Origin of the sequence: Shewanella sp. MBTL60-112-B2 (genome assembly GCF_019655055.1) — a bacterium.
Lineage (GTDB): Bacteria > Pseudomonadota > Gammaproteobacteria > Enterobacterales > Shewanellaceae > Shewanella.
The window spans coordinates 72279-97633 of record NZ_BPFA01000006.1 but is presented as its reverse complement, the minus strand read 5'-3'; the positions used below and the strand labels follow the sequence as shown (position 1 = coordinate 97633).

Sequence of the window (25355 nt, the reverse complement as noted above, 5' to 3'; positions counted from 1 at the left end):
TGATTAAGATCAATTCGTAAGCCATAAGTATGACGAATTTTAAAAAAGTATTACCACTCTAATTTCCCCTATCACAAGCTCACTAAAGATGAAATAACAGACAAAAAAAAGCCGCTGCAATTAAATCACAACGGCAAAGGGTTGATATTTATTTTCAAAGAATGAAATAAGTCACAATGCTACTGGGCTAACTTTAATTTGATACGAATATTGTCGTAGCACCAGTTAAATGCCACCGCATAGAAGAAAAAGAATACTAAGAACGCAGCTTCCAATGCTAATGCCTGTAATAAACTGATGCCTAAGAACCAAGCGATGGCAGGAACAGTAATAAAGATTAGCCCGCCTTCAAAACCACAAGTGTGGCCAATGCGCATCTTGAGCGTTCGATTGACTCTATCGTTACCAAACTTCCTATCAAACCAGATATTATAAAAATAGTTCCAAATAACCGTGTAGAGACTCAAACCCACGCCTACCGCCAACATAGAAGTCGCTTCGGTGCCCGACAGCATTGATGCTGTTGGTACAATAATCGCTAAGGCTACGGCTTCAAATAAAATTGCATGAATGATTCTGTCTTTAACTGTCATGATGATGCGTCCTAAATTTAACTTACAGCCATTATCATCTATAATTACGATACATAAAAAATAGATACCATCACCTTTACTGATATGTTAACTATCGAGCAGCTCTACTCATTTGTCACTACAGTCGAAACTGGCTCGTTTTCTGCGGCAGCCAGAAAGCTTGGCAAGGTACAGTCAGCAATTAGCCAGCACATTATTAATCTCGAAATCGATACCAACCAAACCCTGTTTGATAGAAGTAATCGATACCCTATTTTGACGCGCGCAGGCGAACAGTTGCTGCCTCAAGCAAAAGCCGTCATAGCCCAGCATCAGCGCCTTAATCAGCAGGTACAAGCGCTGGAAAAGCAAGATGATCTAAAGCTCACTCTTGCTGTTGATGAGGGGATCCCTTACGACAGGTTTACGTCATTAATCACTAAGTTGGCTAGCCAGCACCCTGAGTGTGAACTTGAACTTCTCTGTGCATCCAGCCTCGATATTATTCACCTAGTTGATACCAAACGAGCCGACCTAGGTATTGTCTTTAGCGAACTAACATATTCTGAGAGTCTCGATTTTGAGTCATTAGGAACGGTAAGATTTGATTTGCTCGTCAGTCCAAGCCATCCATTAGCGCAAGAGACCTCATCCCATCTGGATGTACTCAAGTTGCACAGACAACTGGTGATTGGCTCTAAAGAGAAACAAAAGGGATGGTTTAACACGCCACATTCACCGGATGTATGGCATGCAGATAATTACTATATGCTTTTGGAACTCGCTAAAGCCGGCTTTGGCTGGACACTGCTACCACTACACTTATGTGAGGATGCGATAGCCGCAAATCAGCTATGCAAACTTAAGATTGATTTTGAGCAATTGGGTTGGCAAGCTAACGTCGATGTTATTCAGCATAAGAGTCGACTGGATAACCCCTTTAATCGTCAGCTCAGAGTTTTACTGCGTGGCTTACTGAAATAATACCAATCTGCATCTGAAGCAATAAGACATAAAAAAACGGCCATTTGGCCGTTTCTTGTTTACTGATAGCTCTGTAACTAATACTCAGTGACTAAAGCTCAATAACTAAAAGCTTACTTACCTTCAGGCTTTGGTGGGTAGCTAAGCAATAATGCACCTACTGCTTCATTAACCACTTCTACACGCTCTTCTGGAGTATCTTTATCGCGCATCGTATCTGCGACCGAACCTCTCCAAATAAGCTTACCTGTTTTGGCATTAACCAAATCAAGGATCAGAGTACCCACTTCATATTCACGTACCGTGGTTTGCGAGTGACCGGCGCCACCACCCCAGCCCCAGCCTGGACCGTAATAAGGGTTATAACCATAGTTGGTGTTGAAAGTGTCGACATTAATTTTCTTATCGACTTTAGTCAGGTAGTTGACTAATACATCGGCGCTAGCAGCATCGGCTTTAGATAGACCTTTTAGCTCCAGTTGATCGTCAACCGCTTTACGAACGCGCTGATCCATTAGGCCGTCAAGATGGTAAGTTGCATCAGAGGTTTTCTTCTCTACCCAAGCGTAGGTTTTCACCTCATTAAAGTTTACACCTGGATCATAATCCGAGCTGGTCTTAAGCGAACTACATGCACTTAATGCTAACGCAGCAATGATAACCAATAACTTATTCATGTTCTCTCCAACAATAATCTTTTACATTTTGAGCACTTATTAGCCCAGCTTACAGAGCTATTTATTAATCTACAACTCAATTTTGGTAAATACTCTTGTCAGATATCTTGACTTAAGCTCGGCGCTTAATGATAATGATTATCAATTAACAACTATTAATGAGTTTTACTATGTTCTGGTTTATCGCAGCTTTTGCCATCGCTACCGTGGTGTTTTTGGTCACTCCAGAAAAAGTCTCTAGCGCACCTGACAATCAAGCCTCTTTAGCCGACAAACTCAGTAAACACTCGCTGATAATTCTGCCTATCATAGTGCTAAGCTGGTTAATTATCGCGATTGCAAGCGCTCCTGTGACACACTTTGCTGGCACCGCTATCGGCTTTGTGCTGACCTCATGCTCTATTGCGCTTCCTAGTACCCACAAATATATGGCACCGCTAGCAACCTTGACCTTTGCCTCATTATTAATTGAACTAGCACTGTATCTATAATCTACTTGTTAATCTGTTTTACAAGGATCTAAACCGATATCTATAAAAGCCGTTTGTCAGACTTTCATTAGTCTGGTAAACGGGTAAGTTTCTCTTCCCCTCTCCCGTAACGCTAGCATCTTTGCTAAACTGGCCACATTAGTTCACCAGCGACCACACAAATGAAATCCGATCCAAACGTATCATTAGTCTATAGCACCGATGGCGGCAGAATAGCCCCTGAAAAACAGATCCAATCGGCACCGGAAGGTGATGGCATTGTCAGAATTCATAAAGACAGTAAAGGCCGTAAAGGTAAAGGCATTTCGGTAATTAAAGGCCTTGGCTTACAAGATAAAGAGCTTAAAGCCTTAGCGCAAAAGCTCAAAAAACAGTGCGGCTGTGGCGGTACAGTAAAAGAGTTCGAAATCGAAGTGCAAACCGACAATAGAGAGCAAATTAAGACCCTGCTCGAAAAACTCAATTACACTGTCAAATTGGCTGGCGGCTAATCTAGTACTGATTGCTATTAGCCTTATATGGAAAAGTCTATGGACAGTTTACAAAATCACTTTTTAATCGCTATGCCATCCTTGCAAGATACTTATTTTGAACGTTCATTAATCTATATCTGTGAACACGATGAGAAAGGCGCTATGGGCATAGTGGTCAATAAACCCAGTGGCATTATTGTTGACGAGCTTCTAGAGCAGATGGAGCTAAGTGAAGAGCCTGAGCCTATTAATACTCTCGCAAGAGAAGTACTTGCTGGCGGCCCCGTCAATCCAGAGCGAGGCTTTGTACTGCATACAACACAGGACAGCTGGAGTAATAGCGATGCGATTACGCCTGAGATAATGCTGACCACATCGCAAGATATCTTAGCCTGTTTAGGCTCAGATAAGGCGCCAGAAAAGTTTGTAATCGCACTGGGTTATGCGGGTTGGACTCGCGGCCAATTAGAACAAGAGATCATAGACAACACTTGGCTATCTATCCCAGCAAGCCCTGAGTTACTGTTTGATATAGAGCATGATAAACGTTGGCAGCTAGCGACCGAGTCGCTAGGGTTTGATATCTGGCAGCTATCTCAACATGCTGGTCACGCATAAATACCACTTTTTAGCGGCATAAAATAGGAAAGACAAAGATGGGCGATAAAAGCGTCTTAGGCTTTGATTACGGCACCAAGAGTATCGGTATTGCCATTGGGCAAGAGATCACCGCAAGTGCTAGACCACTGCTGTCGATAAAGGCTGTAGATGGCATCCCTAAGTGGGAAGAGATTGGTGCACTCATTAACGAGTGGAAGCCCGATCTTGTGGTCGTTGGATTGCCTCTTAATATGGATGGCACTGAGCAAGAGATGACTCAAAGAGCACGTAAGTTCGCTAACCGCTTAAGTGGCCGCTTTGGGGTAAAAGTCGAGACTCAAGACGAGCGCCTCACCACAGCTGACGCTAAAGCAAGGCTGTTTGAGATGGGGGGTTATAAAGCGCTGACCAAAGGCCAAGTTGATGCCATGTCTGCGGTACTGATTATTGAAAGTTACTTTGAAAATCAGTACGGCGACTAATACAACTAATACAACTAATACCAACCAGTATAACAAGAGGCTTGTCCTCAATACTGGTAAGTTAAGACTAAATCTGATTCACCAAAAAAAAATCAAAGAACCCAGCACAAGCTGGGTTCTTTGCTCTAAAAGCTACTTACCACGAGCGCTCACTTCGTTTGCTACACGAAGGACGCGAAGTAAGCAATCCTAAATATGTGGCTTAACGATATTCGCCATCATTTGAATATGTGCATCATCGTCATTAAGCGCGGCAATATAGCGATAGTTTTCACCACCCGCCTGTTCAAAAATCTCACGATTCTCACCCGCGATCTCTTCAAGTGTTTCTAGGCAATCAGCACTAAAAGCCGGGCACACAACGGCAATATCTTTAATCCCTTGACCAGGTAATGACTCCATCGTTGCGTCTGTGTATGGCGTTAACCATTTGGCTTTACCAAAACGCGATTGGAAGGTAGTCATATACTGCTCTTCAGTTAACCCAAGCTTCTCGACCACCAGCTTAGTGGTTTTCATACAGAAACAATAATAGGGATCGCCCAAGTGCAAGTTACGCTCCGGCATGCCATGGTATGAAAGCACTAACTTTTGCGGCTGACCATTAAGCTCAAAATCTTTAGCAATCGATGCAGCTAAGGCATCGATAAAGTCAGGATGGTCATGATAGGTATTGATAAAATGTAGCGCTGGCAGGTAACGCCATTGAGCCAGCTCTTTGGCGATTGCATCGAAAGCCGACGCAGTTGTTGGCGCCGAGTACTGAGGGTACAGAGGCAATACCACCATTTTGTCGATGCCCTCTTTATGCATCCTTTGCAGCGTAGATGACACGGACGGCTGACCATATCGCATGCAAAAATCTACCGAAACATCTTCGCCAGTCTTGTCAAAATGCTGCGCCAGTTTTTGGGCTTGGCGACGAGTAATATCCATTAGAGGCGAACCTTGCTCGGTCCACACCTGTTGGTAAAGCGCCGCCGACTTTGCCGGGCGTACTCGCAAAATGATGCCGTGTAAAATGAGCATCCAAACCAACTTGGGGATCTCAACGACACGAGGGTCAGCTAGAAACTCCGCCAAATAACGCCTAACCGCTGGTGCTGTGGGCTCATCTGGTGTGCCTAGGTTAACTAATAACACGCCTGTCTTGCCACGTTTCTTATGACCAATCTCTTTGGTTAATCCTGAATACTTAGCCAAGATAACTCCTTAATTTAAAAATATTATCTGCCGATACGTTTAAAATTGCGTAAAGATCAATAACAACAAAAAAGCTGGCAATTAAAAATATTGCCAGCTTTTATCATGGTCACTTAACCTAATCTAAATTTAGAGTTACTCCATCCATCGAACTAGTGCTAGTCGTATCAGAGCTTTGTAGCTTGATCATCAAACGCAGATCGTTTGGAGAATCTGCGTGATGCAATGCGTCGGCGTAACTAATCTCGCCGTCGCTATAAAGCTTTAATAAGGCCTGATCAAAAGTCTGCATCCCCTGCTCATTGGATTTCGCCATGGTATCTTTAAGAGAGTGCAGTTCATTCTTAGCAATCAAGCTGGCCACACGCGGGGTATTAATCAACACCTCAATCGCAGCTCGCCTTCCGCTGCCATCGCTCTTAGGCACAAGCTGCTGCGCCACAATACCGCGCAAGTTTAACGACAAATCAAACAGCAACTGATGATGCTTGCTCTCTGGCACTAAGTGCATGATGCGGTCGAGCGCTTGGTTGGCGTTGTTAGCGTGCAAGGTCGCCATACAGAGGTGACCGGTTTCTGCAAACGACAAGGCAAACTCCATGGTCTCTTGACTGCGGATTTCACCAATCAAAATCACATCGGGAGCCTGACGTAGAGAGCTTTTTAGTGCGGCATCGAAAGACTCGGTATCAATACCCACTTCACGTTGAGTGATAATGCTTTGTCTATGGTCGTGAACAAATTCCACCGGATCTTCAATCGTAAGAATATGACCACGGGCGTGATTATTGCGATAACCAACTAATGCGGCAAGCGAAGTCGATTTACCCGTACCTGTACCACCGACCATAATCACTAGACCACGCTTACTCATCACCAAATCTTTTAGGATGGGCGGCAACATCAAGTCATCGACATCGGGGATTTTGGTCTCGATACGACGCATAACGCAACCAGGAGATTCACGCTGCCAAAAGGCGCTAACACGGAATCGGCCAAAATCTTTAGCCGAAAACGCAAAGTTACACTCACGAGACTCGTGAAACTCCTGCTTTTGCACATCAGTCATCAATGATTCAACAAAATCTAAAGACTGAGCAGGAGTAAAAGCATTCTCACCTAAGGGGCGCAACTCACCATCGACCTTAGCACTTGGCGGAAAACCCGCGGTAATAAATAGATCCGAGGCTTTACGCTCAATCATCACCTTTAGAAAAGGACGAACATCCATAGACTAACTATCCCTATTACTTATTGCTTTGACTTATTAAAAGTTTGCTTGCTTATTCGAGCTCTTAGCCATGGCATCTTCGCGGGTGATCTGGCCTCGATTAACCAAATTCTGTAGACACTGGTCAAGCGTCTGCATGCCGTGAGCCATACCGGTTTGGATTGCCGAATACATCTGTGCGACCTTATCTTCACGAATAAGGTTTCGAATAGCAGGCGTTCCCATCATGATCTCGTGCGCGGCCACTCGGCCACCACCTACTTTCTTAATCAGGGTCTGTGAAATAACCGCCTGCAGTGATTCTGACAGCATGGTTCTGACCATGCCCTTCTCTCCTTCAGGGAAAACGTCGACCACACGGTCAATGGTTTTAGCCGCTGACGTGGTGTGCAAGGTACCAAACACTAAGTGACCCGTTTCCGCCGCGGTCATCGCCAGTCGAATCGTTTCAAGATCTCGCATCTCACCGACGAGGATCACGTCTGGATCTTCACGCAATGCACTTCTCAGTGCGGCATTAAAACTGTGAGTATGTCGATGCACCTCACGTTGGTTAATCAAACACTGCTTATTTTGATGTACAAATTCTATCGGATCTTCAATCGTTAGAATGTGGTCGTGACGGTTTTCGTTCACATAATCAATCATCGCCGCCAAGGTAGTACTCTTACCCGAGCCTGTAGGACCTGTGACTAAGACTAGACCACGAGGAAAACTTGAAATTTTCTTGAAGATCTCTGGCGCACCTAATTGCTCAAGACTCAAGATGTCACTTGGAATGGTACGGAAAACCGCCGCAGCACCACGAGACTGGTTAAAGGCGTTAACACGAAAGCGCGCAAGACCCGGCACTTCAAACGAGAAATCTATCTCTAGATGCTCTTCATAATCCTTACGCTGCTTATCGTTCATGATGTCGTAGACTAAGCTATGTACACCTTGGTGGTCTAAAGCGGGTAAATTTATCTTTCTCACTTCACCATCAACACGGATCATGGGAGAAACACCCGCTGAAAGGTGTAGATCTGACGCATTGTGTTTTACACTAAAGGCAAGTAACTCTGTGATTTCCATAGTTTGGGATATCCATTCAACCAAAAACTTACAACATGACAACAATAACAGACAGACTCGCAATCGCCCATAGCCGGATTGCACAAGCGGCGCAAAATTCTTCTCGCCGAGCAGAAGATGTACAACTCCTTGCCGTGAGCAAAACAAAACCCAATAGCCAGATCATCGAAGCCTATCATGCAGGCCAACGCTGCTTTGGCGAAAACTATGTGCAAGAGGGTGAATCTAAGATAAATACCCTGAGCCAAGAGTTTGCGGATATCGAGTGGCACTTTATCGGACCACTGCAATCAAACAAGACCAAAGTGGTTGCGACATTATTTGATTGGATGCATACCGTAGAGCGCGAAAAAATCGCCCAGAGGCTTAATGAGCAGCGCCCTGAGTCGATGTCGCCGCTGAATGTGTGTATTCAGGTCAACATTAGCCAAGAAGCGAGTAAGTCAGGTGTGACTGCCAGCCAAGTATTGGCTCTTGCCGATAAGATAGCCTTGATGCCAAACCTAACTCTTCGCGGCTTAATGGCCATTCCATCTGCCGATGTCGATGAACAAACGGCCACTGAAGAAATGGCAGCCTTGCAGGCACTCTATAACCAATTAGCTCAACGTTTTGCTAGCATAGATACTCTGTCTGTTGGCATGAGTAATGACCTAGAGCTTGCCGTTGCCCATGGCTCAACCATGGTGCGTATTGGTAGCGCTATTTTTGGCGAGCGTGATTACAGCAAGCCCTAAAGGTCATCAGGCGGATTGAGTATCAATATGAAAATAGTTTAATAGCATAAAACCTGTATTACTCTTACTCCGCCTGATATTAATAGGTAAAATAGCGCTTACTGAAATAGCACTTAGTTAAATAATCTTTAGCCCTGCAAGTGCAAAAGATGTTCGGCGCAGCTAACTAAAACAAAAAGAGATCTTCATGACACAAAAGAAAGTATGCTTTATTGGCGCAGGCAATATGACCCGCAGTATCGTTAGTGGCTTAGTCAAAAGCGGCTATCCCTCAGAGCTAATCGAAGCCACCAACCCTAGCCAACCTAAGCTTGATGCCATGGTAGAAGACTTCGGTATTAAAGTATCGAATAACAACCTAGATGCGGCGCAAGCGGCCGATGTTATCGTACTCGGCGTAAAGCCACACCTGATGCAAGTCGTCGGCGAAGAGCTAAGCGGTCTGGATCTTTCTAAAAAACTTATCATCACCATAGCCGCTGGCGTAACAGCCAAGCGTTATAGCGATTATTTCAAGCAAGAGATCAAACTAATACGCACTATGCCTAATACTCCCACCCAAATAGGTGTAGGCTTAACAGGGCTTTATGCGGGCGATGACATATCGGCTGAGCAAAAAGCCATTTGCGAAACCTTAATGGCAACTGGCGGTGAAATCGTCTGGGTCAGTAAGGAAGATGAGTTAAACCAAGTGATCGCACTGGCGGGTAGCTCTCCGGCCTATTTCTTCCTATTTTTAGAATCTATGGTAGAAAGTGCAATCAAAGGCGGTATGTCTGAAGTCACCGCGAGAGAGATGGCACAGCAAGCTGCACTAGGTGCGGCCTTGATGGTCAAGCAAAACCCAGATGTGAGCCTTGCTCAGCTTAGAGCGAACGTAACATCAAAAGGCGGCACAACGGCGCAGGCGGTTGAGACGTTTGAAAAAGGTGATTTAAGAGGTCTGGTCGATAATGCAATGAATAACTGTATCGCCCGCGCCGAAGAGATGGCTAAGCAGTACTAGTTTTTAAATTTAACTTGAACAAGTAGAGTAAATAAATGAATGCATTTAGTTTTCTAGTAAGTACGGTATTCGATCTATACCTGATGGTCGTGGTGTTACGGATCTGGCTACAACTCGCTAGAGCCGATTTTTATAACCCTTTCAGTCAGTTTATTGTTAAGGCCACTCACCCAATTGTGGGTCCTATGCGCCGAGTATTACCCTCATTTGGTAGCTTTGATACCGCCTCTTTTGTACTGGCGATATCGGTTGTGGTGCTTAAGTTTGTTATCTTAAGTCTGATGGCTGGTGCAGCAATTGATGTACCTACCTTACTACTTGTCTCTTTAGTCTCTGTGATTAAAGAAGCTGGCGTATTGCTATTCTGGATGCTGATCCTGCGTGCGATTTTAAGCTGGGTAAGCCAAGGTAGTAACCCAATCGAAATGGTCATGGGCCAGTTAACTGAGCCGTTACTTGCGCCAATCCGCCGTATTTTGCCACCAATGGGCGGACTAGACTTATCACTGCTAGTGATGATGATTATTCTTAACTTCGTTAATATCTTGCTAGCGCAATACATCCCATTCTGGGCTAACGTATAGTGAATCCGGCGATAATGCAGCAGGGCGACCTGCTGCTTCAACTCTATATTCAGCCTAAAGCCAGTCGCGACCAAATAGTTGGCCTACATGGCGAAGAGATAAAAATAGCCATTACAGCCCCCCCCGTAGACGGTAAGGCCAACGCCCATCTGACTAAGTACCTATCGAAAGCCTTTAAAGTCCCTAAAGGGGACATCGAAATTACCAAAGGACAGATGGGACGCCACAAGCAAGTTAGAGTCACGGCTCCTAAGTTGATCCCCGATGAAGTACAAAACCTTTTGTAACCTTATAGTTATAAGAAGTTTAAGGCGTTAAGCTCAACTAAGTTCTATACTGTTAACAAGATATCTTCCTAAGGAAAACGAATATGGTCCGTTCTTTAACCATGATGCTAATGCTCTGTTTTTGCCTAAGCAGCAACGCATTTGCCGAACAGAAAGAAAAAGTGGGTAACTACGATATCCACTATGTTGCCCTTAGCAGCACCTTTTTAACCCCAAGTATTGCCAAGTCTTATGGCATCAAGCGTAGTAGCTACACGGGTATAATTAATATCGCCGTGCTCGATACTAGCGTTAAGGGAAATCCTGCCGTACCGGTGGAAATTTCAGGCGTTGCCAATAATTTACTCGATGCCAGAATCGACTTAAAGTTTAGAGAAATTCGTGAAGGTGACTCAATCTATTATATCGCCGAAGTCCCTTACCGTGACGATCAAGAGATCAACTTTAAAATCGCAGTTAAATACGGTAAAAAGCTCAACACCACACTTAAGTTTAAACAGAAGTTCTACGTCGAATAATCTTAAGTAAAATCGAACATACAGGGGCCTAGCGCCCCTATTTTTTTGTGACGTTAACTCTATCGAAAACCCCGTATCTCGGCTATTATTGCCGCCATAATTTTCTGACTCATCTACAGGCATCCCATGAATCAAATCGTCCTTGCTAGCGGCAACAAAGGTAAACTCAAAGAATTTTCTGAATTGATGGCCGATTACGGCGTTGAGATTTTGGCTCAAAGCGAATTGAACGTAGCTGAAGTACCAGAAACAGGCACCACATTTGTTGAAAATGCCATTATTAAAGCGAGAAATGCAGCTGAAGTTACTGGCCATGCAGCCATTGCCGATGACTCAGGCCTAGAAGTTGACTTCTTGCAAGGCGCGCCTGGCATTTACTCGGCGCGTTATGCCGGCGAAGGTGCTAAAGATGAGCAGAACTACACTAAACTTTTAACAGCACTTGAAGGCCAAGCTGAGCGTAGTGCTCGTTTTCAATGTGTATTGGTTTATATGCGTCATGCTAAAGATCCAACTCCAATCATCTGCCAAGCGTCATGGGAAGGCACTATTGGTTTTGCAGCGCAAGGCGACAATGGCCACGGTTACGACCCTATTTTTATCCCTGCAGAGCACGAATGCGCAGCAGCCGAGTTAAGCAGTGATGAGAAGAATAAGCTAAGCCATCGCGGCAAGGCGTTGGTAATGTTAATCGAAGCTATGAAGCAACAAGGTATCTTTAACTAATGCTAACCATGCCACCGTTAAGCCTTTATATTCATATTCCTTGGTGCGTCCAAAAGTGCCCTTATTGTGACTTCAATTCCCATGGCCAACATGGTGAATTGCCGCAAACAGAATATGTCGATGCACTGATAAAAGATCTCAAGCAAGATCTCGCTTATGTGCAAGGTAGACGTTTACATACGATTTTTATCGGTGGCGGTACACCTTCTCTGTTCGATGCAGCGCAGATTGGCCGCTTATTAGCTGAAGTCGATAAACTTATTCCCTTTAGCGACAATATCGAAATCACCATGGAGGCCAACCCTGGCACTCTAGAGCATGATGATTTCGAGGCCTATTGCCTGGCGGGTGTGACCCGTCTTTCAATCGGAGTTCAGAGTTTCTCAAGTGATAAGCTCAACCTACTCGGGCGTATTCACAATAAAGATGAAGCTCATATTGCCGCTCAAAAGGCTAAAACCTCTGGCTACCAGAGCTTTAACTTAGACTTGATGCACGGCCTGCCAAACCAAAGTTTTGATGAAGCCCTTAGCGACATTGAGACCGCCGCAGAGCTTGCTCCGCCTCACCTGTCTTGGTATCAGCTAACTATTGAGCCTAATACTCTGTTTCACTCAAAGCCGCCACAGCTTCCTGATGATGAAAACCTCTGGCAGATCTACGAGCAAGGGCAAAAGCGTTTAGCTGCACTGGGTTACCAGCAGTATGAGATCTCGGCGTATGCCAAAGAAGGTTTTCAGTGCCGACATAACCTTAACTATTGGCAGTTTGGTGACTACTTAGGGATAGGTTGTGGCGCTCATGGCAAAATAACCCAACTTGATGACAATAAAATTGTCCGTACCGTCAAGATTAAACACCCTAAAGGCTATTTAGCGGCGGATAACTACACCTATGAAACTACAGAGGTGGTAGAGGAAGACAGAGCCTTAGAGTATCTGATGAACCGCTTGCGCCTAATGAGCCCCATTCCTAAGCTGGAATTTGAGCAGCGAACAGGCCTAAGTAGAGACACCATTAGTGACGGAGTTAAGCAAGGCTGTGCTAAAGGCTTAATGACTGAATCGGATGAACACTGGCAGCTGACTAGCAAAGGCCACATGTTCGTCAATGAGCTGCTGTCACAATTCCTATAGTCAGCATAACTATTTGCTAATGCTGATTAAGCAATTGAATTGATTGATTAACATCATACCATCTATTTATTTAGAAATATTTGCTAACACTTAGATCAAAAAATTAACCGCCGGCTTCTTTAGGATAACAATCATAATTCTAAGGAAGCCTAAAAATGCCTATAAAAACAAAAGTTAGCCTTATAGCCCTCTCGCTCTCATTTGGGCTCAGCGCCAGCACTATGATTGGCGCCTCCGCCGTTGCCGCCCCTGCCCCTGCTTCTGCTTCTGCTTCTGCTTCTGCTTCACTATCGAGTCCAAGTGAGCCCGTTGTCCATAAGGCTGAGACTGAGTCAGAAAAAGCCAATGCCTTATTCGAAAGCATTTTCATGGAAAATGTCATGGCAAGCCCTATCTCCCAAACCCACCTTGGCATTAAAACCGATTACGATAAATGGGATGAAATGGGTGATGACGCTGATGATGCCGCCCTTGCCCGTGACAAAAAACATTTGGCTCAACTTCAAACAATCAATTCGAGTAAGCTGGATAGGCAGACTCTACTTAGCTACCAACTACTAACGCAAAAGCTTGAGCAAGCCATTAAAGATGATAAATGGCGATACCATAGCTACCCAGTTAACCAAATGTATGGCGGCCATTCGCAAATAGCCTCGTTTCTAATTAATCAGCACCAAATTGGCAGTGTCGAAGATGCCAAAGCTTATATAAGCCGCTTACAAGGCGTGCCTAAGCGTTTATCTCAGCTACAAACAGCCTTAGAAGTGCGTGCAAGCAAAGGGATTATCGCGCCTAAATTCGTGTTTCCTTACGTGATAAACGACAGCAAGAACATCGTGGCTGGCGCGCCATTTAGCACAAGTCCAAACAGTGACGACAGTGCACTATGGAGCGACTTTAAACGTAAAGTATCCAAACTTGAAATAAGCGATAGCGACAAAGAGAGCTTACTTAGAGAAGCCAAAACAGCATTAATTAACAATGTAAAACCGGCTTATGACAAGCTAATTGCCTATATGACTAAGCTTGAAACTAAAGCCGATACCCGTGATGGCGCCTGGAAGTTCCCTCAAGGTGACACTTACTACAACAACGCTCTGGCGCGCACGACGACAACCGATATGAGTGCCAATGAAATCCATGAACTTGGCTTATCGGAAGTTGCCCGAATTCACAGTGAGATGCGCGCCATTATGAAAAAGGTTAACTTCGAAGGCTCACTCGCTGAGTTCTTTAAGTTTATGCGTGATGATGAGCAGTTTTACTATGCCAATGACGATAAAGGACGCCAAGCATACTTAACTGAAGCCACTGCACTTATCGACACCATGAGTGGCCGCCTAGACGAGGTGTTTAAGGTTAAACCTAAGGCGCCAATGATAGTAAAACAGGTCGAGGCCTTTAGGGAAAAGTCTGCCGGTAAAGCATTTTATAGTAACCCTTCTCCCGATGGCAGCCGCCCAGGCACTTACTACGCTAACCTGTATGACATGAAGGCGATGCCAAAGTATCAAATGGAAGCTCTGGCTTACCATGAAGGCACACCGGGGCACCATATGCAGATAGCGATTGCTCAGGAGCTTGAGGCTGTACCTAAGTTTCGTAAGTTCGGCGGTTACACTGCCTACATTGAAGGTTGGGGGCTATATAGCGAATACTTCCCGAAAGAGATGGGCATGTATTCTGATCCGTATTCAGACTTTGGTCGCTTAGCCATGGAGCTGTGGCGTGCATGTCGCTTAGTGGTCGATACCGGTATTCATGCCAAGAAGTGGACTCGTGAAGAATCTATCGAGTACTACGTCACGAATACGCCAAATGCTAAGTCTGATGCCATAAAGATGGTTGAGCGTCATGTGGTGATGCCATCACAAGCCACCGCTTATAAAGTGGGCATGCTTAAGTTATTAGCGCTTAGAGATAAGGCTCAGCAAGCCCTGGGCGATAAATTTGATATTCGCGATTTTCATACCATAGTGCTGAAAAATGGCCCGGTACCATTAGATGTACTAGAAAGCGAAATCGACCTATGGATTGAGCAAAACAGTTAAATAAGTCCGAACCTTAGGCCTTAATGAAACCACAAATCGGTCACTGCTAACGTGGCCGATTTTTTATTTTACCCCTCATCATGACAATGTGTTCCTAAAGTAAACGAATCAACTTCAGACTCATTGATTTCTCCGCTAGCTATCCCCGTAGGAAAAACAGATTCAACTTATAGGAAAGCCAATCCTGATATGGTCTAGCCAACTATATGGATAGGTAAATACTCATGATTGAACACGCTTTAACCGATAGCGCCAGACTCGAATTTGCGCTCAGTATGATGGTGCATCAAATTTTTGTGCCTCTGTTTATCGGCCTGATGCTAGTCACGGCAATTTTTGAAACCTTATACGTCACCAAATCAAATGCTGAATATAAATCGGCAGCCCAATTTATTGGCAAGCTATGCTTACCAATTGTCTTCATACTCATTATCACCGGAATACTCACCCCGCCTATGCCAGAAGACTGGCAGAAGCTCGATCTCTTTATCAACACAGTGTTCAGTGAATATGTCGGACTGCTTGGCACTATAGTGTCTACCGGCATGCTAATCTGGCTTACCGCTGTGACCCTGTTCTATGTCGGTTGGCGACACCTTCCTCCTAAGCTTCACCTGTTTATCACTTGGTTACTCCCCTTTATCTGTGCCTATACCGAGCTACCTGTCATCGTCCTCAATGGCTGGATGCATGATCCAAGCTCAGCAATGCAGTTTGATATCAACACCATGACGTATCAGGCAAGCTCGCTACTTGAGATAGTTAACACACCTATGGCAAGTACACGCTTTGCCCATATGTTTACCGGTGCCTTCTTAATCGGCGGTGTGACACTTATCTCTTTGTCTTGCTATTACCTGCAAAAAAATAGACAGCAAGCCTTTGGCCAAGCTGGGGTAGTGGTAGGTGCCAGTATCGGCTTATGTTTCTCATTATTTGCTATGTTTAGCGGAGATATTCACGGCCGCGACGTTCATCAGGCGCAGCCGATGAAGTTAGCGCAACTCGAAGCCTTATGGGAGACAGAGCAAGATGGTGCAGATCTAGTGTTATTTGCACTACCGGATCAGCAGGCAGAGAGAAATCACTTCGAGATTAAAATTCCTAAAGTACTTGGCTGGATGCTGTCGGGGACAGATGAAACAGAAGTGAAAGGGATCAAGCAGCTAAGAGCTGAAAATATGCAGCGTATTCGCAGCGGTTTATTAGCCCACCAAGCCATTGCTGCTTACTCTTCTTCGGTAAACAAACAGGCCGATAGAGAGCTTATACAAGCCCACCAGCATGATCTTGGCTATGCCGAACTAGTTCGCAAATACAATCCAGAATTAATCGATGTCACCGAAGAGCAGATCCGCCTTGCGGCCGATGATACGGTTAACAATGTGAGCGTACTATTTTTTAGTTTCCGTGTGATGGTCGGCTCTGGAATATTCATTTTACTACTGAGTAGTTACTGGATTTATCTAGCCTTAAAAGGAAGAATTAACAGTGTTAGCACTAGATTACTTAAGCTTAGCACCTATGCCCTGCCGCTCCCATTCATCGCTTATTTATCGGGCTGGTTATTGTCAGAATATGGACGTCAACCTTGGGTAGTTTACGGAGTAATGCCAACATTACAGGGCGCGGGTTCGTTTGCAACAGGGCAAACCCATGGGTTTCAAATCCCGACCTTACTGGTGAGCTATGCCGCTCTGTTTCTGGTCTTGGCAGCTATATTGGCTCGCTGGATAAAGCAAGGTCCTAAGCCTGCAATTTCAGCTCAAGAAGTCTGCTTACAGGAAGAGAATTTTGAGTCGGCAGCTTTAGACGTTGAGTCTTCAAAAGCAGCATCTACAGCTACATCAACAAGCATAAAACCGGAGTCACTATGATCTATTTCTCTGTCATTTTTGTAGCTATCGCGGCGGCGTTTATCGCTAATAAACTTGTTAGGCAATAAGCTAACTTTTCTATATTCATGACTTTACGGGAATAAGTGATTTTATGAGTCCAACGAGCCATTGATACAATGGCTCGTTTCTATGGGTAGAGGGAATACATACCACTGAGCTTATCTCATTACCCGGCTCGTCCAAGGGAAGCGCTTTTAAGCCGTCTGAGCATAGGAAGCTCGGTAAAGGAGAGACAAAATTACTGCGCTCGAGGCATGATAATAAGCTAGGAAAATCTTCGCACTGCAAACGAACATTATGCTCAATCCCCTTCTGATAGAGGTAGCGAGAAAAGCGAACTGTGTCAGTGTTCCAACCATGGATTTTAAGCACTGCTAAAGGGCTGGATAATGCCTCTGTTACACTTGATGCACTGTGCTTGGCACGTGCTACTAACACAATCTCATGCCGTTGGAAAACATACTGCATAATAGATTGAGTGCAATTCTCATTCAAAAAATGTAGCCCAGCATTGATACTGCCATCGAGTATTCTCTGGTAACTATCCTCTTGCCATTGAACTATTTCAATATTGGCCAGCGGCGCTTGCTCTGTTAACGCTAACAGTAGTTCGCCCTGATACTGGTGTATTAACGCCGCATTCGCGGCTAAAGTTATTTTACCTTTAAATAGCCTAGGCTCGAATGATTCAGAATCGAAGGCTGCGTCTATATCCTTTTGAATCTTTGTCAATTTGGCGGCAAGCGTTAAAGCGTATGTCGTCGGCTCCAGACCTGATGACTGTCTGATAAAAAGCGGATCGCAAAGCTCCTCACGTAATCGCTGTAAGTTTTTAGATATAGCGCTGGTCGTTTTACCTAGACGCTGTGCGGTGCGGCTCATGTTTTTTGTATGAACTAAATCCAGTAACAGTTTGATTTGGTTAAGATCTGAAATATTTCTTTTCAAAGTGCCACTCACTTTAAACGAGTCAAAAAGTATAAATAGACATTTAGCAGCTGTTGTTAGTTCAATATGTTTAGCCGCAGTCATTCAAAATTGTACTTATACTCACAAACAACATATTTTTAGATAGTTAAGGTTTTGTCATTAAGGTTTAAACATTAGTTAAAACTTAGCAGTTAAGGGGGCATATGTCTGACAATACTCAAGTCAAACCCAGTACAGATCCAGAGCTAAATCCAGAGCTAACTCCAGAGCTAAGTACAGAGATAGGACCTAACTGGTTTGCTTCAGTGATGGGCACCGGGATCATAGCCAACGCCGCAGTAGGTTTGCCTCTAGTCGGTAAAGACCTAAGCAGCATAGGCTTGATTATTTGGTTACTCGCAGCCTTGATGCTTGTAGCCATGTTACTGATAAAGATTATTCAAACGATTATCAGACCTCATATTATCAAGCGACAGTTTAATGATCCTGTAATGGCTCAGTTTTTCGGGGCACCACCAATGGCTATGCTTACGGTGGCAGGAGGAACCATCTTGTTTGGGCCGCAAATCATGGCTCCAGAGACGTCAATAACCATAGCTTGGACACTCTGGTTTATTGGTACTCTAGGCGGGATAGCAACAGCCGTGATTATCACATTTCGCCTTTTCACCCATTATAAAATCCGTAGTGACGCGGCTTTTGGCGGTTGGCTTATGCCTGTCGTCCCACCTATGGTCTCGGCCGCGATAGGTGCCATGCTAATCCCCTATGCTCCCTCTATCGCTATGCAACAGACACTAATTTATGTCTGCTATGCCATGTTTGGCGTGAGCTTATTAAGTGCCCTTATTATTATCACCATGATATGGAGCCGCCTTGTTCACTCAGGAACATCAGGGGGAGCGCGAGTTCCCACCCTATGGATAATCTTGGGGCCTTTAGGTCAGTCGATTACCGCGGCAGGGGCTCTAGGGGCAGTAGCTGTACTAGTGGTCGACGAACCGATAGCTACAGCCATGAATACGATGGCAATTCTCTATGGTGTACCTGTTTGGGGCTTTGCTTTTTTCTGGTCAATATTAGCAAGCTTGCTGACCTTAAGTGCTCTGCGTAAAAATATGCCGTTCGCACTGACTTGGTGGGCGTTTACGTTCCCCGTTGGCACTTGTGTTACAGGCACAAGCCAGCTGGCATTACATACTGGGCTTCCCGCATTTGAGTGGGCGGCGATTATGTTATTTGCCGGTTTAATTTGCACTTGGATTATTGCTGCGATTGGTACAATAAAAGGCTTGAAAACTGGCCATATTATCAAAAATCCGACCACAGCATCCCATGTTATATCTAAGAAAGGTCAGCTTTAATCACGCCTTACAAACACTAGCTATCAACTGACAGGAGTAAGGTCGTAAAACCTTACTTCTGTCACTAAAAGCCTGCCCCCTGCTAGCATTTAGTCATAGTCACCGACATTCGGTACTGTAAAGCTGTCATCATTCCAAGGCCATGGCACTTTTGCCATAAAGTCTGCGAGTTCAGGTGTACCAGCATGCACTTCACGGATCACCTTCATGGTTCTGTTTACATGAAATGGATGAATCGGCTCTTGAGCACCAATGGCAATAAAGTACTCGGCTAGAGTCGCTAAATACTGCCGCTTATCTGCTAAACCAAGCACCGCATCGGCCATTATTGGCGCGCCTTTCAATCCAGACAAATCGGCGGCGCATTTCCAACTCGCAAACTGCTTAATAATACTCGCTAATAGCTCTACACCTTTTTCGTTGTAAGCTGCCGAGGCAAACAGATCATATTCACTTTGAGTTACGCAGTCATTAAGCTGCTGATTAACAAAGCTAAAGAATAGCGACGTTTGGCCACTTTTAAGGTAGTGGGCCTCAAGTTTTGGCATTAGAGCATTGAGCTTTTCAAGCGAGCCAACCTTTGCTGCAGTATCGTTTACATCTTCCAGGCAGATATCGATCTGGCCATTCGAAGTCGGTACTTCTGTTAGCCTACTAGGCATAACTAAGCTGAAATCCACCTGTTGACAGGTCACTGAAACAAGACTGTTAGCAGGGCTACCTTCTTGGCTTGCGTTCAGGCTTTCATTCGAGTTCTGATATTCGCTAGCGGTGATAGGGTGACTCTCGGCCTGCTTTATAGAGCAAGCCCTCTGTTTATCTGCCAGCTCCATCTGCCAAATACGGGCATCTTCATCTTCACCCACAGCCACTATTAATTGCTGATCAACTTGACCTTTAATCACAACGGGCTCATGAGCAAAAACTTGTAAGGAGCGCTGCTTGCCATTGCTGCTATCTTGCATCAATTTATATAAGGGTAATATCGACTCGCCGGTTAACGACAGCTGCTGTATCACTCCATCTTGCCAACCAAGCCAGATACTGTTGCCATCGGCAGAGATAGTGGCTGACGTAAGACACTCTATGAAAGTTTGCAGCTCATCATGATGACTCGAACTGGTGCTACCTGCAGCAATAGCAGTCAATGACTCTATCAGTTCTTCAACCTGGTAATTCGCGCAGATTTGTGATGGTTCAAGCGCTCTAACTTTACGGCTCCACATCATTTTTTTCTGATTAAAGTCGATAAGCTGCAACTCAAAATCAAACTGGTAATTTTCGTCGCTAGCCTCTAGTAAACTAAGTGTCTCGGTATTTGCAAGTAATGCAACGCCGTGATTTTTATCCATGAAGAAGGTACTTCGCACTGAGATCTCTTCGGGCGCAGGCTTACCTTGAAGCGGATATACCTGAGTCTCAGCAGTTATAGGGTTAAAACTCACGAGCTGATGCATTCGGCGCTTTTCACGCTGATAAAATACAAACTCAGTACCTTGGACACACACCATACTGCCTTTAACAAAGTTAAACGGCATTTCGTAGCGCGTGATAGCTGCCGTCTTCAGCTCAAAATCGTTACTCTTTTCTAGTCGCTTGTTAGCTCGCAGTAGTGCTGACGCAATATCGACACAAAATAATGACTTTGCGCTGCGTCGCCCGCCTTGCTTAGCGCCAACAATCCATAGTTGACCATTGCTGATGCAAGCACTCTCTGTCGGGTAGAGTTCTAGCGACGTGATAGCTGACAAGCTGACCTTGCTCGAGTCGGCGGCATTAAATAATGCACTATAAATCTGCCCTGTTGAGTCCACAGCGATAAAGCGCTCATCATCAAGCCATTGAGCCAATATTAGTTCGCAATTATGGCTGCCAAGCAGTTCAAATTGACTGTGTAGCTCAACATGGAAATCCCCCTGCTTAACAACTTGTAGCTGAATAAGCCCATCGTAATACAAACGATAATGCTGAAAAGAGTACTCATGTTGGCAAGCTGGTTTTGAGGTAGCTGCAGCGGCTTTTGGATCAGCCGAGCGAGAAAAAAGTGACTTAATAAATTTATTCAATGTAATACATGTCTCATAAAATAAATGGCGCTACGACGCAGAGGGGGATTTGTTTAATATAATCGGCAGCTTAAGGTGGTTTAGCCCCTACTTTCAAGTGTTTTACTCCAGAACACTGACCTAGCTCGGCTTGTTGCAGATGTAACTGGTGTAACTGACTTTAACTGAAAGTCCCACTTGTTAAGGACGCAGCAAGTACGCCGCTGTAAGCTCTTTAATGATAACTAGAGTTAACCATGAACTGTTTCATCAATAGAACAGCCAATAACAATCTATGAGGTTTGAAGTTTGAGCAAAGCCGAAAAGAAAAATACCCCGGCTATAAATAACCGGGGTAAACCAAACTAGGATGATGGTTTTAAGGCTGGTATTGTTTTAGTTATAAAGTCTACCAGCATTGAAACAAAACTGCTTATAGCGGCTCTGTATAGCACAATTGAGAGGGGTCATTCTCGATTATGCTATAGGACTCAGAACATTTCGAATCAACTGGTTCTAATTGTATTGAAATGAAAACAAACTGCAAATGAAATGATTTAAAGTTGTTTAGCCACAACCTTATACAGCTTGACTAAACAACTTTCGAATACAGCTTAAGTATTTGAATTCAAAGAGACAATAATCAGCCACACCCAATTAGGCTTACATCGTCCAAAATATAGAACAATGTTTCCCCATTTTACTTTCGTTTTGCATATAGTTCTTTTAATGGAGCGTCCCAATATGGCGGGGTGCCAATATGATCCTTTATAAAATCAATAAAGGCGCTCACCTTAGGAGCTAAATGTTTACGTCTTGGGTAAACGGCCTGCAAAGGTAAATTATGAGTCAACTGCCAGTCTTCAAGAATAGGAACTAATGTGCCCTTCTCAAGCTCATCTTCAAGCAGATAGCTCGCAAGATAAACCACACCTAAACCGCTAACTGCAGCAGACTTAAGTGCTGGGGCATTATCGACTCTGAAATTACCCGTTACACCAATTTCACAGTAGTCTTCACCCTGTTTAAATTGCCATACGCTATGCTCATGCCACTCACCTTGGTAAACCAAGCAATTATGATCCACCAGCTGCTCAGGACGGCTAGGAACGCCATGCTTGGCTACGTATGAGGGAGATGCGGCTAACAAGAACTGACACTTCATCAAAGGTCTGGCAACCATACCTAGAGGCAATTGCTCAGACATAGTTAGCAGCAGATCTAAACCTTCGCTAACCACGTCGACTTTATGGTCTAGTAGGCTAACTTGAAGTTCAAGTTCCGGATGCTTAGCCATAAACTCGGGTAAAGCAGGAATGATATGCATGGTTCCGAACGACTGAGAAATACCCACTTTTAATACGCCGCGGGTAGCATCATTAAGATTATGAACGCTAGCAACAGCTTGGTCGGCATCCCTTAATAGCTCTTCACCTTGGGTATATAGTAGCTGGCCTGCCTCAGTTAAACTCAAGCTTCTAGTGGTACGTTGAATTAATTGAACACCAAGTTTGTGCTCCAGATCGGCCACTTGGGTACTTACTTTAGACTTTGATATGCCTAACTTTCTCGCCGCAGAGCTAAAACTCCCCGCTCGAGCCACATGAGTAAAAATTGCGATTGGTTCTAAAAGTTCTAACATGTAAATCGCCTTAAGGTGTTTACGACAGTAATAGTACTTCCATCGCTAAGACATGTTATTTAGTATAAAAACAATATCTTAAGTGAATATGCGTACGCTAGAGTAGAGTTTTTATTATTTACCAATATTTGGTTTTTGCTTTTATTTTTAGAAGTATACCAAAAAATCCCCATAACTCATCAAATATGTAGTTTGGGCTAACTTCTCAGCTCAGAGATAGTACAAAAGTCTAGCGGGGCTTAAAACGGAAAAGCCCCTGCATAAAGGTGGGATGCAGGGGATGTTGCAAGACAGTCAGAAGCAACGGAAGTACTGATTATATTTGATCAGTCAAAGAGTCCAGTGAAACAGTATTTACTCCAACAAAGTCGTATTTGCTGATTCAACTAGGGGATAATTAGCAAGTTCAGGAATTTCACTACGCAATTGCTGCTCAAGCACTAATAAGGTTTTAAATCTTTCACATAGCTTCTCACCACGAGCCTCCAGATCTTCGGCTTGTTGCTCCATCTGCAGCTCTATCTCTTCGCCGATTGAATCCATTTTATGTGAGAATGAGTCCATCTTTTGTTCAAAGCTATCACCGTCACCTGACATCATCTGCGCCCCAAGAGTCATCATCATGCTGCCTAGTGAGTTTTGTACTAACTCTTCCATCTCTTGCTCAAACTCATCACCAAAAGCATCTTCTAAAGAAGACTCAGTTGAGCCCAGGTAAAATGTATCACCATGCTGATAAGCCACAGTTTCGATACGCTCCTCAAGGCCTGCCATCATCTTGTCAATCTTAGCGCCCGCGCTATCACCTAATAGTGGCGTCAAGGCTAAGCTCACTGCCGTTGATGCCATCTCTACAGCATCGTTAACCAGTGAAATAACTTCAGGGACCTGCGTTGAAACCTCCTGCGAATACTGATTTACTAATGCTTGCTGTTCACTATTGAGTGAAACTTGCTTGCCATTAACAAACAGCTTATTCATTTCGATGCGATACTTTTCGTCGCCAACCTCGCTCACGATAAGTTTCTTAGGCTCAACGGTAACATCATAATTAAGTGAGACTTCACACTCATTGGCCATATCATGGTCACTATGAGCTGAAACCGTTTGTAGGCTAGTTGCTGAAAGTAATACTGCTGAGATCCCAACTGAGGTAAGTAATTTTTTCATCGCTTCAATCCTTTATCGCTATTATCTAAATCTTTATATTGACTGAGATAAAGCACAGACTGTGCCAACACATATAAACAACTGTTTTGAAAGGGTTATAGCTATTAAGCAGGATGTCGAAGATGTATAGCGATAATATATTTGGCCAATTAAACTAACTATTGGCCAAATATCACAAATCGCTGATATTGATATAAATCGATAAGGAAACTAGAAAATTGATCGGCCTAGAGTTTGGCTTAATGCCTCAAGCACTGCCGTGCCAGCCAAGGAGTTCCCGTTAGCGTCTAGCTCTGGAGACCATACGCACACAGACATATCACCAGGAATAACAGCAATGATGCCGCCGCCGACACCACTCTTGCCCGGCATACCAACACGATAGGCAAACTCGCCAGCACCATCATAAAGACCTGACGTAGCCAATAAGGCATTTAACTGCCGATTTTGCACAGGGGTAATAAGTTGCTTACCCGCAAGACTCTTTCCTGAATTTGCTAAGTAAAACATAGCACGGGACAGATCAGCGCAGCTCATGCGAAGTGAGCAATAGTGAAAGTAACTGTGCAGTACGGTATCGACGTCGTTATTAAAGTTACCAAATGATTTCATCAGGTAAGCAATCGCGGCGTTTCTTGCACTGTGTTGGTACTCAGATGCTGCAACCACTTTATCGTAACCGATGCGATGGTTTTCACTCAAATCGCGAACAATCTCCAGCATACGATGCTTTGGTGCACCGAGTCGACTCTGTAAGAGATCGGCGATGACAAGCGCGCCAGCGTTGATGAATGGATTTCTAGGAACGCCTTTTTCCAATTCTACCTGTACTAAAGAGTTAAAAGAGTGGCCGGACGGCTCTTTGCCGACTCGACACCAAATCTCATCTTCTTCATACAGCATAAGCGCTAAGGTAAGGCTGAACACCTTAGAGATACTCTGAATTGAAAAGGGCTCGAGATAATCTCCAGCCCCTATTGTGACACCGTCAGAGGTTGTCACCGCAATACCTAATTTATTAGCATCAACCTGGGCAAGTGCTGGAATATAATCAGCAACCTTGCCCTGTCCAAGAAGAGGCCGAACTTTTTCGACAATCTCTTCAAGTAATGCCAATTCAGGCATTAGCCCCACCAAATATCGAAAAGCTCACCAATTTCTAGATCTGATACAGGCTGAGCATCGAAGAATGCTTTAACTGCAGCACGGTTCTCTTCAGTACACTTACCAATATCTTGAGTGGCAATAATACCTTCCCACTCTTTATGTCCGCCACCATGATAGCCAAGACCTGCTGGCTCAATGACTTCATCGATAAACTGATCAACGATTGCATCAATTTGCTCTTCAGTTACTGACTCATTGAATGTCCAGTTAACGTCAAATCCAAACTCTTGGAACTCATCAACGCGTAATTTTTTACGTAAGCGACGGCTACGGTTTGCTGCCATGGTTGTTCTCCTAGATAACTTAT

The 25355-nt window shown here is 44.3% G+C and carries 26 protein-coding genes; 15 read left to right on the top strand and 11 right to left on the bottom strand.

Going from position 1 to position 25355, the window contains the following annotated elements; all coding sequences use genetic code 11:
• Positions 1 to 179: 179 nt before the first annotated feature.
• Entirely contained in the window at positions 180 to 593 is a 414-nt protein-coding gene (locus tag K5Q73_RS05490; RefSeq protein WP_220759793.1) for a PACE efflux transporter, read from the bottom strand.
• An 84-nt stretch (positions 594 to 677) separates the two neighbouring features.
• On the opposite strand from K5Q73_RS05490, the gene K5Q73_RS05485 reads away from it, so the two are divergent.
• Positions 678 to 1556 carry a LysR family transcriptional regulator gene (locus K5Q73_RS05485; RefSeq protein ID WP_220759791.1) on the top strand — a complete coding sequence of 293 codons (879 nt, stop codon included), beginning with the start codon at positions 678 to 680 and terminating at the stop codon, positions 1554 to 1556.
• Between the two features lie 113 nt (positions 1557 to 1669).
• Here K5Q73_RS05485 and K5Q73_RS05480 read toward each other — a convergent pair whose 3' ends face one another.
• Positions 1670 to 2233 carry a DUF4136 domain-containing protein gene (locus K5Q73_RS05480; RefSeq protein ID WP_220759789.1) on the bottom strand — a complete coding sequence of 188 codons (564 nt, stop codon included), beginning with the start codon at positions 2231 to 2233 and terminating at the stop codon, positions 1670 to 1672.
• Between the two features lie 170 nt (positions 2234 to 2403).
• Here K5Q73_RS05480 and K5Q73_RS05475 point away from each other — a divergent pair, with 170 nt between their 5' ends.
• The 4 genes from K5Q73_RS05475 to ruvX all read left to right on the top strand — a co-directional run bounded on the left by K5Q73_RS05475 (position 2404) and on the right by ruvX (position 4279).
• The gene (locus K5Q73_RS05475; RefSeq protein ID WP_259655221.1) at positions 2404 to 2724 is read left to right on the top strand and encodes a hypothetical protein; all 321 of its coding nucleotides are present in this window, start codon (positions 2404 to 2406) and stop codon (positions 2722 to 2724) included.
• A 161-nt stretch (positions 2725 to 2885) separates the two neighbouring features.
• On the top strand, positions 2886 to 3215 hold the full coding sequence (gene yciH, locus K5Q73_RS05470; protein ID WP_220759785.1) for a stress response translation initiation inhibitor YciH: 330 nt from the start codon (positions 2886 to 2888) through the stop codon (positions 3213 to 3215).
• Between the two features lie 39 nt (positions 3216 to 3254).
• Positions 3255 to 3815, top strand: a complete 561-nt coding sequence (locus K5Q73_RS05465) for a YqgE/AlgH family protein (RefSeq protein ID WP_220759783.1) — start codon at positions 3255 to 3257, stop codon at positions 3813 to 3815.
• 38 nt (positions 3816 to 3853) lie between these two features.
• Positions 3854 to 4279, top strand: coding sequence for a Holliday junction resolvase RuvX (ruvX, locus tag K5Q73_RS05460; protein ID WP_220759782.1), 426 nt, complete (start codon positions 3854 to 3856; stop codon positions 4277 to 4279).
• Positions 4280 to 4468: 189 nt separating this feature from the next.
• Here the strand turns inward: ruvX and hemH are convergent, their stop codons facing one another.
• From hemH to K5Q73_RS05445, 3 genes are all read right to left on the bottom strand, one after another.
• A complete protein-coding gene (hemH, locus tag K5Q73_RS05455; protein WP_220759780.1) occupies positions 4469 to 5482 on the bottom strand; it encodes a ferrochelatase in 1014 nt (337 codons plus the stop codon).
• 118 nt (positions 5483 to 5600) lie between these two features.
• Complete coding sequence (locus K5Q73_RS05450) at positions 5601 to 6713, bottom strand: PilT/PilU family type 4a pilus ATPase (protein ID WP_220759778.1); 1113 nt, start codon at positions 6711 to 6713, stop codon at positions 5601 to 5603.
• Positions 6714 to 6749: 36 nt separating this feature from the next.
• Positions 6750 to 7787 (bottom strand): type IV pilus twitching motility protein PilT, encoded by a 1038-nt coding sequence (locus K5Q73_RS05445; protein WP_220759776.1) that lies wholly within the window; start codon positions 7785 to 7787, stop codon positions 6750 to 6752.
• Positions 7788 to 7822: 35 nt separating this feature from the next.
• Here K5Q73_RS05445 and K5Q73_RS05440 point away from each other — a divergent pair, with 35 nt between their 5' ends.
• The 9 genes from K5Q73_RS05440 to K5Q73_RS05400 all read left to right on the top strand — a co-directional run bounded on the left by K5Q73_RS05440 (position 7823) and on the right by K5Q73_RS05400 (position 16709).
• On the top strand, positions 7823 to 8524 hold the full coding sequence (locus K5Q73_RS05440; RefSeq protein WP_220759775.1) for a YggS family pyridoxal phosphate-dependent enzyme: 702 nt from the start codon (positions 7823 to 7825) through the stop codon (positions 8522 to 8524).
• Positions 8525 to 8711: 187 nt separating this feature from the next.
• Positions 8712 to 9530: a pyrroline-5-carboxylate reductase gene (gene proC / locus K5Q73_RS05435; RefSeq protein WP_220759773.1), complete on the top strand. Its 819-nt coding sequence runs from the start codon at positions 8712 to 8714 to the stop codon at positions 9528 to 9530.
• Between the two features lie 35 nt (positions 9531 to 9565).
• A complete protein-coding gene (locus tag K5Q73_RS05430; RefSeq protein WP_220759771.1) occupies positions 9566 to 10114 on the top strand; it encodes a YggT family protein in 549 nt (182 codons plus the stop codon).
• A 14-nt stretch (positions 10115 to 10128) separates the two neighbouring features.
• On the top strand, positions 10129 to 10401 hold the full coding sequence (gene yggU / locus K5Q73_RS05425) for a DUF167 family protein YggU (protein WP_374706815.1): 273 nt from the start codon (positions 10129 to 10131) through the stop codon (positions 10399 to 10401).
• Positions 10402 to 10484: 83 nt separating this feature from the next.
• On the top strand, positions 10485 to 10919 hold the full coding sequence (locus K5Q73_RS05420) for a DUF4426 domain-containing protein (RefSeq protein WP_220759767.1): 435 nt from the start codon (positions 10485 to 10487) through the stop codon (positions 10917 to 10919).
• A gap of 126 nt (positions 10920 to 11045) precedes the next feature.
• The gene (gene rdgB / locus K5Q73_RS05415) at positions 11046 to 11645 is read left to right on the top strand and encodes an RdgB/HAM1 family non-canonical purine NTP pyrophosphatase (RefSeq protein WP_220759765.1); all 600 of its coding nucleotides are present in this window, start codon (positions 11046 to 11048) and stop codon (positions 11643 to 11645) included.
• On the top strand, positions 11645 to 12781 hold the full coding sequence (hemW, locus tag K5Q73_RS05410) for a radical SAM family heme chaperone HemW (protein WP_220759763.1): 1137 nt from the start codon (positions 11645 to 11647) through the stop codon (positions 12779 to 12781). Before rdgB ends, hemW begins: the two co-directional genes overlap by 1 nt.
• A gap of 155 nt (positions 12782 to 12936) precedes the next feature.
• Entirely contained in the window at positions 12937 to 14832 is a 1896-nt protein-coding gene (locus tag K5Q73_RS05405; protein WP_220759761.1) for a DUF885 family protein, read from the top strand.
• Positions 14833 to 15056: 224 nt separating this feature from the next.
• On the top strand, positions 15057 to 16709 hold the full coding sequence (locus K5Q73_RS05400) for a cytochrome ubiquinol oxidase subunit I (RefSeq protein WP_220759760.1): 1653 nt from the start codon (positions 15057 to 15059) through the stop codon (positions 16707 to 16709).
• 84 nt (positions 16710 to 16793) lie between these two features.
• On the opposite strand, the gene K5Q73_RS05395 is transcribed toward K5Q73_RS05400, so the two are convergent.
• Entirely contained in the window at positions 16794 to 17678 is an 885-nt protein-coding gene (locus K5Q73_RS05395; RefSeq protein ID WP_259650712.1) for a LysR family transcriptional regulator, read from the bottom strand.
• Between the two features lie 185 nt (positions 17679 to 17863).
• Here K5Q73_RS05395 and K5Q73_RS05390 point away from each other — a divergent pair, with 185 nt between their 5' ends.
• Complete coding sequence (locus K5Q73_RS05390; RefSeq protein ID WP_220759758.1) at positions 17864 to 19024, top strand: TDT family transporter; 1161 nt, start codon at positions 17864 to 17866, stop codon at positions 19022 to 19024.
• An 89-nt stretch (positions 19025 to 19113) separates the two neighbouring features.
• On the opposite strand, the gene K5Q73_RS05385 is transcribed toward K5Q73_RS05390, so the two are convergent.
• From K5Q73_RS05385 to K5Q73_RS05365, 5 genes are all read right to left on the bottom strand, one after another.
• Positions 19114 to 21090, bottom strand: a complete 1977-nt coding sequence (locus K5Q73_RS05385) for a hypothetical protein (RefSeq protein ID WP_220759756.1) — start codon at positions 21088 to 21090, stop codon at positions 19114 to 19116.
• Between the two features lie 679 nt (positions 21091 to 21769).
• Positions 21770 to 22711, bottom strand: a complete 942-nt coding sequence (locus K5Q73_RS05380; RefSeq protein WP_220759754.1) for a LysR family transcriptional regulator — start codon at positions 22709 to 22711, stop codon at positions 21770 to 21772.
• 354 nt (positions 22712 to 23065) lie between these two features.
• Positions 23066 to 23881, bottom strand: coding sequence for a YggN family protein (locus K5Q73_RS05375; protein WP_220759752.1), 816 nt, complete (start codon positions 23879 to 23881; stop codon positions 23066 to 23068).
• Positions 23882 to 24091: 210 nt separating this feature from the next.
• Positions 24092 to 25006: a glutaminase B gene (gene glsB, locus K5Q73_RS05370; protein WP_220759750.1), complete on the bottom strand. Its 915-nt coding sequence runs from the start codon at positions 25004 to 25006 to the stop codon at positions 24092 to 24094.
• Positions 25006 to 25332 carry a YggL family protein gene (locus K5Q73_RS05365; protein WP_012154366.1) on the bottom strand — a complete coding sequence of 109 codons (327 nt, stop codon included), beginning with the start codon at positions 25330 to 25332 and terminating at the stop codon, positions 25006 to 25008. The genes glsB and K5Q73_RS05365 overlap by 1 nt, the downstream gene beginning before the upstream one ends.
• Positions 25333 to 25355: the final 23 nt, after the last annotated feature.

Bases quoted from the DNA above. Each gene is read 5' to 3' on its own strand.
- yciH (WP_220759785.1), top strand. From the start codon at position 2,886: ATGAAATCCGATCCAAACGTATCATTAGTCTATAGCACCGATGGCGGC.
- K5Q73_RS05490 (WP_220759793.1), bottom strand. From the start codon at position 593: ATGACAGTTAAAGACAGAATCATTCATGCAATTTTATTTGAAGCCGTA.
- K5Q73_RS05480 (WP_220759789.1), bottom strand. From the start codon at position 2,233: ATGAATAAGTTATTGGTTATCATTGCTGCGTTAGCATTAAGTGCATGT.
- yggU (WP_374706815.1), top strand. From the start codon at position 10,129: ATGCAGCAGGGCGACCTGCTGCTTCAACTCTATATTCAGCCTAAAGCC.
- K5Q73_RS05450 (WP_220759778.1), bottom strand. From the start codon at position 6,713: ATGGATGTTCGTCCTTTTCTAAAGGTGATGATTGAGCGTAAAGCCTCG.
- K5Q73_RS05390 (WP_220759758.1), top strand. From the start codon at position 17,864: ATGTCTGACAATACTCAAGTCAAACCCAGTACAGATCCAGAGCTAAAT.
- proC (WP_220759773.1), top strand. From the start codon at position 8,712: ATGACACAAAAGAAAGTATGCTTTATTGGCGCAGGCAATATGACCCGC.
- glsB (WP_220759750.1), bottom strand. From the start codon at position 25,006: ATGCCTGAATTGGCATTACTTGAAGAGATTGTCGAAAAAGTTCGGCCT.
- K5Q73_RS05400 (WP_220759760.1), top strand. From the start codon at position 15,057: ATGATTGAACACGCTTTAACCGATAGCGCCAGACTCGAATTTGCGCTC.
- K5Q73_RS05465 (WP_220759783.1), top strand. From the start codon at position 3,255: ATGGACAGTTTACAAAATCACTTTTTAATCGCTATGCCATCCTTGCAA.
- K5Q73_RS05475 (WP_259655221.1), top strand. From the start codon at position 2,404: ATGTTCTGGTTTATCGCAGCTTTTGCCATCGCTACCGTGGTGTTTTTG.
- K5Q73_RS05380 (WP_220759754.1), bottom strand. From the start codon at position 22,711: ATGTTAGAACTTTTAGAACCAATCGCAATTTTTACTCATGTGGCTCGA.
- K5Q73_RS05375 (WP_220759752.1), bottom strand. From the start codon at position 23,881: ATGAAAAAATTACTTACCTCAGTTGGGATCTCAGCAGTATTACTTTCA.
- K5Q73_RS05440 (WP_220759775.1), top strand. From the start codon at position 7,823: ATGACAACAATAACAGACAGACTCGCAATCGCCCATAGCCGGATTGCA.
- K5Q73_RS05420 (WP_220759767.1), top strand. From the start codon at position 10,485: ATGGTCCGTTCTTTAACCATGATGCTAATGCTCTGTTTTTGCCTAAGC.
- K5Q73_RS05430 (WP_220759771.1), top strand. From the start codon at position 9,566: ATGAATGCATTTAGTTTTCTAGTAAGTACGGTATTCGATCTATACCTG.
- K5Q73_RS05445 (WP_220759776.1), bottom strand. From the start codon at position 7,787: ATGGAAATCACAGAGTTACTTGCCTTTAGTGTAAAACACAATGCGTCA.
- hemW (WP_220759763.1), top strand. From the start codon at position 11,645: ATGCTAACCATGCCACCGTTAAGCCTTTATATTCATATTCCTTGGTGC.
- K5Q73_RS05405 (WP_220759761.1), top strand. From the start codon at position 12,937: ATGCCTATAAAAACAAAAGTTAGCCTTATAGCCCTCTCGCTCTCATTT.
- ruvX (WP_220759782.1), top strand. From the start codon at position 3,854: ATGGGCGATAAAAGCGTCTTAGGCTTTGATTACGGCACCAAGAGTATC.
- K5Q73_RS05365 (WP_012154366.1), bottom strand. From the start codon at position 25,332: ATGGCAGCAAACCGTAGCCGTCGCTTACGTAAAAAATTACGCGTTGAT.
- K5Q73_RS05485 (WP_220759791.1), top strand. From the start codon at position 678: ATGTTAACTATCGAGCAGCTCTACTCATTTGTCACTACAGTCGAAACT.
- rdgB (WP_220759765.1), top strand. From the start codon at position 11,046: ATGAATCAAATCGTCCTTGCTAGCGGCAACAAAGGTAAACTCAAAGAA.